Origin of the sequence: Streptomyces sp. KM273126 (genome assembly GCF_004337435.2) — a bacterium.
GTDB classification, from domain to species: Bacteria; Actinomycetota; Actinomycetes; order Streptomycetales; family Streptomycetaceae; genus Streptomyces; species Streptomyces acidicola.
The window spans coordinates 6,886,571-6,904,287 of record NZ_SJXB02000001.1; the positions used below are offsets into that span (position 1 = coordinate 6,886,571).

1 pseudogene is annotated in these 17,717 nt (G+C 73.2%); it reads left to right on the forward strand.

Features of this window, described 5'->3' with window-relative positions:
* Positions 1-110: 110 nt before the first annotated feature.
* Positions 111-17,714, forward strand: a pseudogene (locus tag E0500_RS43290) (type I polyketide synthase); the annotation flags it as partial.
* Between the last annotated feature and the right edge of the window lie 3 nt (positions 17,715-17,717).

Consider the following 17,717-nt stretch of genomic DNA (forward strand, 5'->3'; position numbering starts at 1 on the left):
CCCTGACCCAGCACGACTCCAAGCGCCCTGATTCGGCTTTCCGCGCTCTTTCGAAGGACAAGGAACAGATGGCGAACGAGGAAAAGCTCCGCGAATACCTCAAGCGTGCGATCGCCGACGCCCAGGACGCCCACCTTCGTCTGCGTGAGGCCGAGGCGAAGGACCATGAGCCGATCGCCATCGTCGGTATGGGCTGCCGTTTTCCCGGCGGAGTCGCCTCGCCGGAGGACCTGTGGGGGCTGGTGAGCGGCGGCGGGGACGGCATCACGTCGTTCCCCACCGACCGCGGCTGGGACCTCGACGCCCTGTTCGCGACCGACGCGGAGCGGGCGGCCGGCACCTCGGCCACCCGGGAGGGCGGCTTCCTGCACGAGGCCGCCGAGTTCGACGCGGAGGCGTTCGGCATCAGCCCCCGCGAGGCCCTGGCGATGGACCCGCAGCAGCGGCTGTTGCTGGAGACGTCGTGGGAGGCCCTGGAGCGCGCCGGCATCGACCCGCTGTCCCTGCGGTCCACGGCGACCGGCGTCTTCGCCGGGCTCATGTATCACGACTACGCCGCCCGGCTCCAGGAAGTGCCGAAGGACGTCGCCGGGTTCCTCGCCAACGGCAACGCGGGCAGCGTCTTCTCCGGGCGCATCGCCTATGTCTTCGGCTTCGAGGGCCCCGCCGTCACCATCGACACCGCCTGCTCCTCGTCCCTCGTCGCCCTGCACCTCGCCTGTCAGTCCCTGCGCTCCGGCGAGTGCGGGACGGCCCTCGCGGGCGGTGTGACGGTGATGGCCGCGCCGACGACGTTCGTCGAGTTCTCCCGGCAGGGCGGACTGGCCGGCGACGGTCGCTGCAAGGCGTTCGCCGACGACGCCGACGGCACCGGATGGGCGGAGGGCGCCGGCGTCCTCGTCCTGGAGCGCCTCTCCGACGCCCGGCGCCTCGGGCATCCCGTCCTCGCCGTGATCCGGGGCAGCGCCGTCAACCAGGACGGCGCGTCCAACGGCCTCAGCGCGCCCAACGGGCCCGCACAACAGCGCGTCATCCGCCGCGCCCTGGAGTCCGCCCGGCTCACCACCGCCGACGTGGACGCCGTCGAGGCGCACGGCACCGGCACCCGGCTCGGCGACCCCATCGAGGCGCAGGCCCTGCTCGCCACCTACGGCAAGGGACGGGACGAGAAGAACCCCGTCTGGCTCGGCTCCGTGAAGTCCAACATCGGGCACACTCAGGCGGCAGCCGGCGTGGCCGGGATCATGAAGATGGTCATGGCGCTGCGCGCCCGCCACCTGCCGCCCACCCTGCACGCGGACCGGCCCAGCTCGCACGTCGACTGGTCGGCCGGCGCCGTACGCCTCCTCACCGAGTCCCGCCCCTGGCCCGGCGCCGAACGCCCCCGCAGGGCCGCCGTGTCCTCCTTCGGCATCAGCGGCACCAACGCCCATGTGGTCCTCGAAGAAGCACCCGAACCGGCACTGGCACCGGCACCGGTACCCGAACCGGCATCCGCACCCGATGCGGAATCCGAGTCCGCGCCCGCGCTCGACCCCGAACTCTCGGCCGCCGACACCGTTGCCCCGCCCCACGCCCTGCCTCGCATCCCCTGGGTCCTGACCGCGCGCAGCGCGCCCGCCCTGGAGGCTCAGGCCGAACGCCTCGCCGCCCACGTCACCGGATCCGACGCCTCCGCCCTCGACATCGGCCACAGCCTGGCCACCGGCCGAGCCGTCCTCGACCACCGTGCCGTCGTTCTCGGCCCTGACCGCGACACCCTGCGCGCCGCCCTCGACGATGTCACCGGCATCGCCGGCACCGCGACCGCCGTCAAGGGCACGGTCACCGAGGGCCGTACCGCCTGGATGTTCACCGGCCAGGGCAGTCAGCGCCCCGGCATGGGCCGCGAACTGTACGCCGCGCATCCCACCTACGCCCGCGCCTTCGACGAGATCTGCGCCCTGCTGGACGCCGAACTCGCCGGAGCGCCCGGCTTCGACGTGCCCGTGCGCGAGGTGTGCTTCGCCGAACCCGGCACACCCCGGGCCGCGCTCCTGGACCGCACCGGCTACGCCCAGACGGCCATATTCGCCGTCGAGGCGGCCCTCGTCGCCCTGCTGCGCGGCTGGGGCGCCGAACCCGATGTGGTCATCGGCCACTCCATCGGTGAGATCGTCGCCGCCCACGCCACCGGCGCCCTCGAACTCCCCGACGCCGTACGGCTGGTGGCGGCCCGCGCCCGGCTCATGCAGGCCCTCCCGGACGGCGGCGTGATGGCCGCGATCGAGGCCGACGAGACAGAGGCCACCGCACTCCTCACGCAGGGCGCTGTCATCGCCGCCGTCAACGGTCCGCGCGCCGTCGTCGTCTCCGGCACCGCACAGGCCGTCGGGCAGGTCATGGAAGCGGCCCGTGAACGCGAGCTGCGCGTCACCCGTCTGCGGGTCAGCCACGCCTTCCACTCCCCGCTGATGGCTCCCATGACGGACAAGTTCGCCGAGACCATCGCGGGTATCGGCCATCGCCGCCCCGTCGTCCCCGCCGTCAGCACCCTCACCGGGCGGGCCGCCGACGGCGACGACTGGGCGAGCCCCGACTACTGGGTACGACAGGTCCGCGACGCCGTACGCTTCCACGCCGCCGTCCGCACCGCCACCACCGAGCTCGGTGTCACCCGCTTCCTGGAGATCGGCGCCGACCCCGTCCTCACCGGCCTCGTCCAGACCGCCGCCCCCGACACCGCCGCCGTGGCCACCCTGCGCGAGGGCCGCGACGAGTGCGGCTCGGTGCTGACCGCGCTCGCCGAGATGTTCGTACGGGGCGCTGCCGCCGACTGGGCCGCGGTATTCACCGGCACCGGCGCCCGCCGCACCGACCTGCCCACCTACGCCTTCCAGCACAACCGCTACTGGCTCGATGCCACCCGGCCCGCCACCGACGCGCGCGGCCTCGGCCTCGGTGTCGCCGGACACCCGCTGCTCGGCGCCGCCGTCGCCGTGGCCGGCTCGGACAACGTCCTGCTCACCGCACGCCTGTCGGTCGCCACCACGCCCTGGCTGGCCGATCACCTGGTCGGCGGACTCGCCGTCGTCCCCGGCACCGCCCTCGTCGAACTCGCCGTCCAGGCAGGCCTGCGCGTCGACTGCGACCACCTCGACGAACTCACCCTCCAGGCCCCGCTGATCCTCCCGGAGCAGGGCGCCGCCCAGGTCCAGATCGTCATCGACGCCGCCACCGACGACGGCCGCCGCACCGTGCGCGTCTACTCCCGCGCCGAGGACGCGGAGGTCGAACAGGCCTGGACGCTGCACGCCACCGGCACGGTCAGCGACAGGGCCCACGCCACGACCGACGACGGCTCCTGGAACCTGCACGCCTGGCCGCCCGCCGACGCCGAACCCGCCGACCTCACGGGTCTCTACGACCGCCTCACGGACGTCGGCCTCCAGTACGGCCCCGCCTTCCGCGGCATCACCCGCGTCTGGCGGGCCGTCGACGACTGGTACGTCGAGGCCACCCTCCCCGAACCCCTCGCCGACGCCGCCTCCTCCTTCGGCCTCCACCCCGCCCTCCTCGACACCGTCCTCCACGCCCTCGCCCTGCGCGGCGACGACGACCGCACTGCACTCCTCCCCTTCCTGTGGTCCGGCGTCACGCTCGCGGCCATCGGCGCCACCTCGGTCCGGGCCCGGCTGCGCATGCGCGGCGAGGGCGAGATCGACCTGCGGATCGCCGACGCGACCGGCGAACCGGTCGCCACCATCGACTCCCTCCTGCTGCGCCCCGTCTCGACCACGGACCTCGCCGCGCAGCGAACGGCGCAGGGCCCCGAGCACCTCTATCGGGTGGAGTGGACGCCCGTCACCGCGCCGCCCACCGAGCATCAGATGACTGACATCGTCGTCATGGGCGATGTCGGGGACGACTCGCGGCTGCACGCTCCCGACGCCGTCCCGACCCACCCCGACCTGGGCGCACTGCTCACCGCCCTCGACGCCGGCGCCGCCACCCCGCGCCGGGTCCTGCTGCCCATCGCCGACGGCCCCGTCGCGGACGTCCTCACCCAGACCCTCGGGGTGGTGCAACGCTGGCTCGCCGAGCCGAAGTTCGCGGATTCCCGCCTGGTCGTCGTGACCTCGGGCGGCGTCGCCGTGACCCCGGACGAGACCCCCACCCCGTCCGCCGCCGGAGTCCGGGGCCTGCTCCGCTCCGCCATGAACGAGCACCCGGGCCGCTTCGCCCTCGTCGACGCCGACGGGCCGACCGCCGCCCTCCACATCGGCGACGAGACGGATCAAGTAGCCATCCGGGACGGCCAGGTGTGGGTGCCGCGGATGGTGCGGATGGCGTCGGGCGGGGTGCTCGTGCCGCCGGTGGGGGCGGGTGCCGGCTGGCGGATGGACGTGGTCGCCCAGGGGCGGCTCGACGGCGTGGCTCTGGTTCCGGAGGAGCCGCGTGCGCTGCGAGCCGGTGAGGTGCGGGTCGCGGTAAGGGCCGCGGGCGTCAACTTCCGTGACGTACTGAACGTCCTCGGCATGTACCCGGGTGATGCCGGACGGCTCGGGCACGAGGGCGCCGGCGTCGTCATAGAGGTGGCACCCGACGTGACCGGACTCGCCGTCGGCGACCGGATCATGGGCCTGCTGGACGGGGCCTTCGGCCCGGTGGCCACCACCGACGCCAGGCTGGTCACGCGGATACCGGCCGGGTGGTCGTTCGAGCAGGCGGCGTCCGTCCCGATCGTGTTCCTGACCGCCTACTACGCCCTGATGGACCTCGCCGAGCTTCGAGCCGGAGAGTCGGTACTGATCCACTCCGCTGCCGGTGGTGTCGGCATGGCTGCCGTACAGCTGGCCCAGCACCTGGGCGGCGAGGTGTACGGAACGGCGAGCGAGCCGAAGTGGCCGGTGGTACGAGGGTTGGGGGTTCCGGAGGAGCAGATCGCCTCGTCCCGGACCACGGACTTCGAGGAGCGGTTCCAGCCGGGTGTCGATGTCGTACTGGACTCGCTCGCCGGTGAGTTCGTGGACGCCTCGCTGCGGTTGGTGCGGCCCGGTGGCCGGTTCGTGGAGATGGGCAAGACCGATGTCCGTGACGCCGACGAGGTTCGGGCCGAACACGGGGTGTCGTACCGCTCGTTCGACCTGATGGATGCCGGCCCGGACCGCATCGCCGAGATGTGGGCCGCGCTGCTGGAGCTCTTCGAGCAGGGCGCGCTGCGACCGGTCACGGTCACGTCGTACGACCTCTCCCGCGCCCCGGAGGCGCTACGCCTGCTCGGGCAGGCCAAACACGTCGGCAAGGTTGTGCTGCGGGTGCCGTCGCCGTGGGGCGGCGAGGGCACGGTACTGATCACGGGAGGGACGGGTGGCCTGGGTGCGGAAGTCGCCCGGCACCTGGCCGCTGTACACGGAGTACGCGATCTGCTGCTGGTGTCCCGGCGAGGTTCCGCTGCTCCCGGCGCGAGTGAACTCGTGTCCGAGCTGGCCCAGTTGGGCTCCCGTGCCGAGGTACGCGCATGTGACGTGGCCGATCGCGACGCGCTCGCCGCTGTCCTTGACGGGGTTGACCTGGCCGGTGTGGTGCATGCGGCGGGCGTGCTCGATGACGGTCTGATCGGTGACCTGTCGGCCGAGCGCCTGGGCCGTGTGGTGGCCGCGAAGGCTGAATCGGCCCTGAATCTCCATGAGTTGACGGCCGATCGTGACCTGACTGCCTTCGTGCTCTTCTCCTCCTTCGCGGGTGTGGTCGGCAACGCCGGTCAGGCGGCCTACTCCGCCGCGAACAATGTGCTGGATGCCCTGGCCCTGGTCCGCAGGGCCCAAGGCCTGCCTGCCGTTTCGCTGGCCTGGGGCATGTGGGCGAACGCCGACGGCATGGGCGGCACCCTTGGCGAGGCCGAGCTGGAGCGGATGGCCCGGCAGGGCTTCCCGGCGCTGGAGACGAGTGAGGGGCTCGCCCTCCTCGACGCGGCTCTGCTCGTGAACGAGCCGATCGCCGTCCCCGTCGCCCTGCGTACGCCCGCCCTCGCAGCCGTACGAGACAGTCTCCCCGGCATCCTGCAAGGTCTCGTGCCCGCCGCCGACCGTCGGCGTCGTGCCGCCGGCCAGGTGGGGGCGGCGGCTGCCTCCGGCCTGGCCCGGAAGCTGGCCGGGCTCCAGCCGGCCGAGCAGGAACGACAGTTGCTGGACCTGGTGCAGGCGCAGGTCGCCGCGGTGCTCGGGCATGCGTCCGCGGGGTCGATCGACACTTCCCGCGCCTTCAAGGACCTCGGGTTCGACTCCCTGACCGCCGTCGACCTGCGCAACCGCCTCGGTTCCGCGACCGGCATCACCTTCCCCGCCACGCTGGTCTTCGACCACCCGACGCCCTCCGCCCTCGCCGGCTTCCTCAAGACCGAGCTGCTGGGCGCGGCGGACACCACGGACGACACCGTGACGGGCGCCGGCGGCCCGCGCACGGCTGTCGACGAGCCGGTTGCGATCGTGGGCATGGGCTGCCGTTTCCCGGGTGGGGCGGATTCCGCTGGGGGGCTGTGGGATCTGGTCGCGGAGGGCAGGGACGGGCTGTCGTCGCTGCCGACGGATCGTGGCTGGGACCCTGCCCTGTTGGAGGGTCTGGCCGCCGTCGGCGGTTTCCTCGGCGATGCGGCTCTCTTCGACGCCGAGTTGTTCGGGATCTCGCCGCGTGAGGCGCTGGCGATGGATCCGCAGCAGCGACTTCTGCTGGAGACTGCGTGGGAGGCGTTGGAGGACGCGGGGATCGATCCGTCGTCGTTGCGAGGTACCCCGACCGGCGTCTATGCCGGTGTCTCCGGGAGTGGGTACGGCGGGAACATGCAGAGCCCGCAGGGTGAGACCGGTGGGTATCTGCTGACCGGCAGTACGCCCAGTGTGGCGTCGGGGCGTCTGTCGTATGTGTTCGGGCTGGAGGGTCCGGCGGTGTCGGTGGACACGGCCTGCTCATCCGCTCTGGTGGCCCTGCATCTGGCCTGCCAGGCGTTGCGGTCGGGTGAGTGTGATCTCGCTCTGGCCGGTGGCGCCACGGTCATGGCGACGCCGGGCATCTTCCTGGAGTTCGCCCGGCAGGGCGGGCTGGCGGGTGACGGGCGGTGCAAGTCGTTCGCCGACGGCGCCGATGGGACGGGCTGGGCCGAGGGCGGCGGCATTCTCGTCCTGGAGCGGCTGTCCGATGCCCGGCGCAACAACCATCCGGTGCTGGCGGTCGTGCGCGGCAGTGCGGTGAATCAGGACGGCGCCTCGAACGGGCTCACCGCGCCGAACGGTCCGTCGCAGCAGCGGGTGATCCGGCAGGCGTTGGCCGCCGCGGGAGTTGAGGCGTCGGAAGTCGATGCCGTGGAGGCGCACGGCACCGGCACACGGCTCGGCGACCCCATCGAGGCGCAAGCCCTCCTGGCGACCTACGGGCAGGCCCATGCCGATGACGAACCGCTCTGGCTCGGCTCGATCAAGTCGAACATCGGGCACGCGCAGGCGGCCGCCGGTGTCGCGAGCGTCGTCAAGATGGTCATGGCCCTGCGCGAGCAGACCCTGCCCCGCACCCTGCACGTCGATGAGCCGTCGTCCCACGTGGACTGGTCGGCGGGCGCGGTGGAGCTGCTGACGGAGGAGCGGGCCTGGCCGCGCGGTGAGCGTCCCCGTCGGGCGGGTGTCTCGTCCTTCGGCATCAGCGGGACCAACGCCCACGTCATCCTCGAAGAGGCTCCGATCGTGCCGTCCCCTCGCCGGCCGGAGTCCCCGACCCTGGTGCCGGTCATTCCATGGGCGCTGTCCGGTCGCAGCCGGCAGGCCATGGACGCGCAGTCGGACAGGCTCGCCACCTTCCTGGCCGAGCGGCCCGAGCTGTCCCCGCTCGACATCGGACTGTCCCTGGCCACGTCCCGCGCGGCGCTGGACCACCGGGCCGTCGTGCTGGGCCGGGACGCCGACGAGCTGCGGTCGGGGCTCGCCATGCCCGCCGTGACCGGTGTCGTCGCCGAGGGCCGCACCGCCTGGATGTTCACCGGCCAGGGCAGTCAGCGCCTCGGCATGGGGCGCGAACTGATCGCCGCCTACCCGGAGTTCGCCCGCGCCTTCGACGAGGTCGCTGCCATGCTGGAGGCCGAGCTGTCCGGTGCCGACGGCTTCCCCCTCCCGCTGCGCGCCGTCCTCTTCGCGGACGAGGGCTCAGAAGCCGCCGCCCTCCTCGACCGCACCGGCTACGCACAAGCAGCCCTGTTCGCAGTCGAGACCGCGCTCGCGGCACTCCTGGACTCCTGGGGACTGCGCCCCGATCTGGTGCTGGGCCATTCCATCGGCGAATACGCGGCCGCGTACACGGCCGGTGTCTTCGAACTCCCGGATGTCGTACGGCTGGTGGCGGCTCGGGCCCGGCTGATGCAGGCGCTGCCCGAGGGTGGCGCGATGGCCGCGGTGGAGGCCGACGAGGCGGAGATCGCCGAGCTGCTCACCACCGACGTGACGATCGCCACGGTCAATGGACCTACCGCCGTGGTCGTCTCCGGGACCGAGGAAGGCGTCGAGCGGGTCATGGCGGCGGTCCGTGAACGCGGTCGCCGGGTGACCCGTCTACGTGTCTCGCACGCCTTCCATTCCGCGCTCATGGAGCCGATGCTCGACGAGTTCACCGCCGTCGCCGAGCAGGTCACCTACCACCGGCCGACGCTGCCCGCTGTCAGCACCCTGACCGGCGCCCCGCTCGGCGACGGCGACTGGACCACCCCCGACTACTGGGTGCGGCAGGTGCGAGAGGCCGTCCGCTTCCACGACGCGGCGCGCACGGCCGTGGACGAACTCGGCGCCGTACGGTTCCTCGAAGTCGGCCCCGACCCCGTGCTGTCCGCCATGGTGGAACCGGCGTTCGCGCTCTCCGCGCTGCGAAGGAACCTGCCCGAGGCGGAGACCGCACTCCGTGCCGTCGCCGAGCTGTACGTCCGGGGCACCGCCGTCCACTGGCCGGCCGTTTTCGAGGGCAGCGGTGCCGTACGGACAGCGCTGCCGACGTACGCGTTCCAGCGCGAGCGGTACTGGCTGCGCGACGTGGGCTCGGCCGGGGACGCGCGCGGCCTCGGGCTCAGGTCCGCAGACCACCCGTTGCTCGGCGCGGCCGTCCCCGTCGCCGGATCGGACGCGGTTCTGCTGACCGCGAGGCTGTCGACGGCCGTCGCACCCTGGCTCGCGGACCATGTCGTGGGCGAGGCCGTCGTCGTACCGGGCACGGCGCTGGCCGAACTCGCCCTGGCGGCAGCCGACCGCGTCAGGTGCGACCGCGTCGACGAACTCACCCTCCAGGCCCCGCTGATCCTCCCCGAGCAGGGCGCCGTCCAGATCCAGATCTCCCTCGACGCCCCCGACGACACGGGCGCCCGCCCGCTGCGTCTGTACGCCCGCCCGGACCACACCGAGGACGACTCCATCTGGACCCTGCACGCCGAGGGAACGGTGAGCGCCGGCAAGACACCCGCCCAGTCCGCGGAGTTGCGGACGTGGCCTCCCACGGACGCCCAGCAGATCGACACGACCGGGCTGTACGAAAGGCTGGCCGAGACCGGCCTGCGCTACGGCAGCGCCTTCCGTGGCCTGCGGCAGGTCTGGGCCCGGGGCGAGGAACTGTATGTCGAGGCCGCGCTGCCCGAAGGAAGCGTCACCGAGGCGCACGCCTTCGGACTGCACCCGGCACTGCTGGACTCGGTGCTGCACGCCCTCGCCCTGCGCGCGGACGAACAGCACGGTGCCCTGCTGCCGTTCGCCTGGACGGGCGTCTCCTGCCACGCCGTCGGCGCGACCCTCGTCCGCGTCCGGATCGTCCCGCGCGGCTCCGGCACCTACGCCCTGTACGTCGCCGACGCCACCGGCGCGCCCGTCGCCGCCGTCGAGTCACTGCTGCTGCGCCCGGCTTCGCCCGCCCAGTTCGCCGCCGGCGCTGCCGCCACGAGCGCGGAGCATCTCTACCGCGTGGAGTGGGCCCCGGCACCCGGCGAGCCCACGGCCGACTCCGCCGACACCGCTGCCCTGGCCGGCCCGGTGACGGTCCTGCGAGTGCCGGACGAAGCCGAGCCCTGGCACGGGGCGGGACTCGCCCTCGTTCCTTGCGACGGCGACGGCGACGGTGATGGCGACGGCGACGTACGCGCCACCGGAACCGTCCTGCTCCCGGTCCGCCGTGGGGCGGGTACCCACGCGGTGACCGAGGTCCTGGTGGCCGTCCGGGAATGGCTCGCCGAGGAGCGCTACGCCGGCGCGCGCCTCGTGGTCGTGACCAACGGAGCCGTCGCCGTCCGGGACGGTGAGACCCCCGACGTCGGCGGCGCGGGCGTCTGGGGACTGGTGCGCTCCGCCTTGAACGAGCACCCGGGCCGCTTCGCTCTCATCGATGTCGATGACGACCCGGCGTCCTACCGCTTGGCCGCCGCCCTCATCGACGAACAACAGGTCGCGATCCGCGCAGGCCAGATCTGGACGCCGCGGATGGTACGGATGGCGTCGGGCGGGGTGCTGGTACCGCCGGTGGGTATGGGCGCTCGCTGGCGGATGGACGTGGTGGCTCAGGGCCGGCTGGACGGGGTCGGGCTGGTTCCCGAGGATCCGCGCGTCCTCGGCCCCGGCGAGGTACGGGTCGCTGTACGGGCCGCCGGCGTCAACTTCCGTGACGTACTGAACGTCCTCGGCATGTACCCGGGCGACGCCGGTCGGGTGGGGCACGAAGGTGCCGGTGTGGTCCTGGAGGTTGGCCCGGAGGTGACCGACCTGATGGTCGGCGACCGGGTGATGGGCCTGTTGGACGGGGCGTTCGCTCCGACGGCCGTGACCGACTCCCGGTTGTTGGCTCGGGTGCCGGACGGCTGGTCGTTCGAGCAGGCGGCGTCCGTGCCGATCGTGTTCCTCACCGCGTACTACGCCTTGGTGGACCTGGCCGGACTTGAGGCGGGGGAGTCGGTGCTGATCCACTCCGCCGCCGGCGGAGTGGGCACGGCGGCCGTACAACTCGCCCGCCACCTGGGGGCCGAGGTGTACGCGACGGCGAGCGAGCCGAAGTGGCCGGTCGTGCGCGACCTGGGGGTCCCCGATGAGCGGATCGCCTCGTCCCGGACGACCGAGTTCGAGGCGCGGTTCCAGCCCGGCGTCGATGTCGTGCTGGACTCCCTGGCCGGCGAGTTCGTGGACGCCTCGCTGCGGCTGGTGCGGTCCGGTGGCCGCTTCGTGGAGATGGGCAAGACCGACATCCGTGACGCCGAAGAGGTGCGGGCCGAGCACGGCATCGACTACACAGCCTTCGACCTCATCGACGCGGGCCCCGACCGGATCGCCGAGATGTTCGCGGCACTGCTGAACCTGTTCGAGGCCGGCGCCCTGCGTCCCGCCCCGGTCACCGCCTACGGGATCTCGCGCGCCCCGGAGGCGTTGCGTCTGCTGGGGCAGGCCAAGCACGTCGGCAAGGTTGTGTTGCGGGTGCCGTCGCCGTGGGGTGGCGGGGGCACGGTGCTGATCACGGGTGGGACGGGTGGTCTGGGTGCGGAGGTCGCCCGGCACCTGGTCACCGAGCACGGCGTACGGGACCTGCTCCTCGTCTCCCGGCGCGGGCCGGAGGCTCCGGGTGCTCCTGAACTCGCGGCAGAAATCGAAGAGTTGGGTGGCCGAGTCGAGGTGCGGGCGTGCGATGTCTCCGACCGTGCGGCACTGGCTGCCGTGCTCGACGGTGTCGACGTGTCGGGTGTGGTGCATGCGGCGGGCGTTCTCGATGACGGTCTGGTCACTGATCTGACGCCGGAGCGGTTGGCCGGTGTCATGGCGGCGAAGGCCGAATCGGCTCTGCATCTGCACGAGTTGACGGCCGACCGTGACCTGTCCGCCTTCGTTCTTTTCTCCTCGTTCGCGGGTGTGGTGGGCAACGCCGGTCAGGCCGCCTACTCCGCCGCGAACAACATCCTCGACGCCCTCGCGGCCACCCGTCGTGCCCAGGGGCTCCCTGCAGTGTCGCTGGCCTGGGGCATGTGGGCGCACGCCGACGGCATGGGCGGCACTCTCGGCGGACCGGAGCTGGAGCGGCTCGCGCGGCAGGGCTTCCCAGCACTGGAGACGGGCGAGGGCCTGGCCCTCCTCGACGCGGCGCTCGTCGCCGACGAGCCGAACGCCGTCCCCGTCGCCCTGCGTACGTCCGCCCTGTCAGCCGTACGCGACAGCCTGCCCGGCATCCTGCAAGGCGTCGTACCGGCTACCGACCGTCGACGTCGTGCCGCCGGGCTGACCGCGACCGGCGGTGCCCTGGCCGGACGGCTGCGGGAGCTGTCCGTGGAGGAGCAGGAGCGCGAGCTGCTGGACCTGGTGCAGGCGCAGGTGGCGGCGGTGCTCGGTCATGCGTCCGCGGGGACGGTCGACGCGTCCCGCGCCTTCAAGGACCTCGGATTCGATTCGCTGACCGCCGTCGACCTGCGCAATCGGCTCGGCTCCGTCACCGGCGTCACGCTGCCCGTGACCGTGATCTTCGACCACCCGACGCCGGCCGCGCTGGCCGTGTCCCTGCGGGAGCAACTCGTCGGCGCGCCGGCCGACAACCCGACCGAAGAGACGGAGGGGACGACCCGGCGTAGCGCCGTACTCGCCGACGAGCCCATCGCCGTCATCGGCATGGGCTGCCGCTACCCCGGCGGCGTGGACTCGCCCGAAGCGCTCTGGTCGCTGGTGGCTGAAGGCGGCGACGGCATCACGCCGTTCCCCCTCGACCGCGGCTGGAACATGAAGACGCTGGAGGGGGTGGCGGCGGTCGGCGGATTCATCGACGATGCGACGGAGTTCGACGCCGAGCTGTTCGGGATCTCGCCGCGTGAGGCCCTCGCCATGGACCCGCAGCAGCGGTTGCTTCTGGAGACGGCCTGGGAGGCTCTGGAGCGCGCGGGAATCGACCCGCTGTCCCTCCAGGGTTCGGCGACAGGCGTGTACGCGGGTGTGTCAGCGAACGGGTACTCCGGCGGACAGGAGGACGACGACCCCGCCCCGGAGACGGACGGCTATCTGCTGACGGGCAGTACGCCGAGTGTGGCGTCCGGGCGTCTGTCGTATGTGCTCGGGCTGGAGGGGCCGGCCGTGTCCGTGGACACCGCCTGCTCCTCGGCGCTGGTCGCCCTGCATCTGGCCGCCCAGGCGCTGCGGGCCGGCGAGTGCGACATGGCCCTGGCCGGTGGCGCCACCGTGATGGCGACGCCGGGCATGTTCCTGGAGTTCGCGCGGCAGGGCGGGCTGGCCGGTGACGGCCGCTGCAAGTCCTTTGCCGACAGCGCCGACGGGACCGGCTGGAGCGAGGGCGGGGGCATGCTCGTCCTGGAGCGGCTGTCCGACGCCCGCCGCAACAACCATCCGGTGCTGGCGCTGGTGCGGGGCAGTGCGGTCAATCAGGACGGTGCTTCCAACGGGCTGACCGCGCCGCACGGTCCGTCCCAGCAACGCGTCATCCGTCAGGCGCTGAAGGCGGCCCACGTCTCGCCCGCCGAGGTCGACGTGGTCGAGGCGCACGGCACCGGCACCCGGCTCGGCGACCCGATCGAGGCACACGCCCTGCTCGCGACGTACGGACAGGCGCGCGCCGACGACGAGCCGCTGTGGCTCGGCTCGATCAAGTCGAACATCGGGCACGCCCAGGCGGGCGCCGCCGCGGCGAGCGTCATCAAGATGGTCATGGCGCTCCAGCGGCGTCACCTGCCCCGGACCCTGTACGCCGACCGGCCCTCCGAGCACATCGACTGGGAGTCCGGTGCGGTACGGCTGCTCACCGAGCCCCGGGACTGGGAGGCATCCGGACATCCGCGCCGGGCCGGTGTGTCCTCGTTCGGCATCAGCGGTACGAACGCCCACGTCATCCTTGAGGAAGCCTCGGACGGCGAGAGCGCGAGCGGGCGGGAGCCGGGCGCCATCCCGGGCGCGGGCGAAGCTGACTCCGGTTCCCCGCTCGTGCCCTGGGTGGTGTCCGGCCGTACCGACCGGGCGACCCGGGCCCAGGCGGCCCGGCTGACGAGCTTCCTCGCCTCCTCGGACGAGCCGGCCTTCCCCGGCGACGTGGCGCACGAGCTGGCCACGACTCGCGCCGTGCTCGACCACCGTGCCGTCGTACTCGGCACCGACCTTGACCAACTGCGCGCCGGACTGGACGCGTTGGCGGCCGACGGCACCCCCGCGGCCGGCCACGCCACGGTCGTCACCGGCACCGTCGGCGAGGGCCGAACTGCGTGGATGTTCACCGGGCAGGGCAGCCAACGGCCCGGAATGGGACGGGAACTCCACGCCGCCTACCCGGTGTTCGCGCAGACTCTGGACGCCGTGTGCGAGCTGCTCGAAGCCGAACTCGGGGGGCCCGAGGCCGGATTCACGCATCCGCTGCGGGACCTGCTGCTCGCCGAACCCGACGGTCAGCAGGACGACGCGAACCCGCTGAACGCCACCGGCTACGCCCAGACGGCCCTCTTCGCCCTGCAAGTGGCGCTCGTCGAACTGCTCAGGTCCTGGGGCGTCCGACCCGACCTCGTGCTCGGCCATTCGGTGGGCGAGTTGGCGGCTGCTTATGCGGCTGGGGTCTTCGAACTCCCTGACGCGGTACGGCTGGTAGCGGCTCGGGCGCGGTTGATGCAGGCGCTGCCCGAGGGTGGCGCGATGGCCGCCGTGGAGGGTGCCGAGGCCGAGGTGACAGAGCTGCTGAAGGAGCTGACCGGCAGCGGCCAGATCGCCGTCGCCGTCGTCAACGGGCCCTCGTCCGTGGTGGTGTCCGGCGACGAGGAACTGGTCGTCGAGGCGGTGGACGTGGCACGCGGACAGGGACGCAGGGTGTCCCGGCTGCGGGTCAGCCACGCCTTCCACTCACCGCTGATGGACCCGATGCTCGCCGACTTCGCCACCGTCGCCGAGACGATTCGCTACCGCCGCCCGACGACCCCCGCCGTGAGCACCGCCACGGGCGAGTCGGGCACGACGCAATGGGCGTCCGCCGCCTACTGGGTGGATCAGGTGCGTCGTCCCGTGCGCTTCCACGACGCCCTCACCACCGCCACGGGCGATTTCGGCGCGACCCGGCTCCTGGAACTCGGCCCCGACCCGGTCCTGACCGCGCTCGCCCGCTCCGTCTCCGACGGGCGCGTCACCGCGGCCGCCGCCCTGCGGGCCGGCCGTCCCGAGGCCGAGACGCTGCTCACGGCCGTGGCCGACCTCTTCGTCCGCGGCATGCGGACCGACTGGCCCGCCGTCGCGGCAGCCGCCGACCCCACCAGCCTCGGGGCAGGTGCACGCGTCGAGCTGCCCACGTACGCCTTCCAGCGCCGCCGCTACTGGCTGCGCGACCGCCGGGCACAGCGGCCGGCCGCCGTACGGCAGTACGGCACCGACGCCGGATTCTGGAGCCTCGTGGACGGCGGCGACCCCGCCGCGCTCGCCGCCCGGCTCGGCGTCAGCGCGGACGCGCCTCTCGGCTCCCTGCTGCCGGTGCTGTCCGACTGGCGCAAGCGGCAGAGCGAGGCGTCCGAACTCGCCGCCTGGCGCTACACGGTCACCTGGAAGCCGGTCGGCGTACCGGCCGCCACGCTCACCGGGAACTGGCTGGTCGTCGCCCCCGAACAGGTGACGGCCGACCAGGACGGCTTCGCCGAACAGTGCGCGCAGGCCCTGCGGGACGCCGGCGCCCAGGTCACCGTACTGACCATCGGCAGCCACGACAGCCGCACCGCACTCGCCGCCCGGGTACGTGAACTCGCCCCGGACGGCGCGCTGTCACTCCTCGCGTGGGCGGAGGAACAGCAGCCCACCGGGGACGGACAGCAGCGCCGGGGCGCAGCGGACGGGCACCAGCTCGCGAGCGACGGAGACCATGCCACGAGTGAGGGACACCATGCCACCGGCGACGGACAACCGCCCGCCGCGACCGGTCTGACCCTGCTGCTCGCCCAAGCGTGGGCCGACGCGGCCGGTGGGACCGGTGCGCCGCTGTGGTGTGCGACCCGGTCCGCGGTGTCCGTCGGCACCGGGGATCCGCTCCGGCACCCCGCCCAGGCGCAGCTGTGGGGGCTCGGGCGCAGTCTCGCCCTCGAACACCCCGACATCTGGGGAGGGTTGGCCGACCTTCCGGTCCGGCCCGGGCACCGGGACCTGAACCGGCTCGCCCAGCTCCTCGCCCACGGCCGCTCCACCACCTGGTCCGAGGACCAGCTCGCCGTCCGCGCGGGCGGTGTCTTCGCCGCGCGCTTCGTACGGGACGACGGCCCCGGCACCGCCCATCCCGAAGAGCCCCCAGTGGACGGCCTGCGCGGCACCGTACTGATCACCGGCGGCACCGGAGCCCTCGGCCGGCACCTCGCCCGACGGTTCGCCGAGCGGAGCGCCCGGCATCTGCTGCTCGTCTCCCGGCGCGGCGCCGACGCCCCCGGCGCCACCGAACTGCGCGACGAACTCGCCGCGCTCGGCACCCGCGTCACCCTGGCCGCCTGCGACCTCACCGACCGCGACGAGGTCCGCGCGCTGATCGCCGGGATCCCCGAGGACACCCCGCTCACCGGCATCGTGCACGCGGCCGGCGTGCCCGCCAACGGCGTCCTCGCCGACCTCACCCCACGGCACCTCGCCGACGCCCTCGCCGCCAAGGCCCGTGCGGCCGACCTGCTGCACGAACTGACCGCCGACCGGGACCTCGGACTGTTCGTCCTGTTCGCCTCCGTGGCCGGCGTCCTCGGCAACGCAGGCCAGGCCGCCTACGCCGCCGCCAACGCCCACCTCGACGCGCTCGCCCAGCACCGCCGTGCCGTCGGCCTGCCGGCCACGTCCGTTGCGTGGGGGCCCTGGGCCGGCGACGGCATGGCCGCCGACCGGGCCGCCGAGGAACGCATCCGCCGCTCCGGACTGCGCCCCCTGCCGCCCGAGCGCGCGCTCGCCGCACTCGACCAGGTGCTCGACGACGACCGCCCCTGCACCGCCGTGGTGGACGTCTCCTGGGACCGGTTCGCGACCGCGTTCGCCCTCGCGCGCCCCAGCGCCCTGCTCGCCGACCTGCCCGACGCGACGACCGCCACCGCCACCGGCAGCGGCACCGGCACGACGGCCGCCGCAGCCGGCGAACTCGTCGCGCGGCTGCGTGCCCTGCCGGCCGGCGAACGCGAGCGTGCCCTGGGCGACTTCGTCCAGTCCCGCGTCGCCGCGGTGCTCGGCCACGAGACGCCCGCCGCGATCGACGCCGACCGTGCCTTCAAGGACTTCGGCTTCGACTCCCTCACGGCCGTCGACCTGCGCAACCAGCTGATGGCCGCGACCGGACTCCGTCTGGCGACCACACTCGTCTTCGACCACCCCACCCCGGCCGTCCTCGCTCGCCACCTCCACACCGAACTCTTCCCCGACGACACCGCGGACACCTCCCCGCAGGACCTGACGGACGTCGACGAGGCCCGTCTGCGCCGCGTCCTCGCCGCGGTCCCGCTCAGCCGACTGCACGACGCCGGCCTCCTGCCCGGCCTGCGCACCCTGCTGGCGGAGGCCGAGGACGCGGAACGGCGCGCCGAGGACGAGAGCGCGATCTGGTCCGACGACACGCCGGACGAGGACACCGCCATCGCCGACCTCGCCGTCGACGACCTGGTGAACCTCGCACTCGGCGACATGACCGACGAGGCCAACACGGCTGCTGCGACCGACGCAGCCGCCCCCGCGGCCGACGACGGCTTCGGCTTTGACTCCGACCCACGAGACTGACAG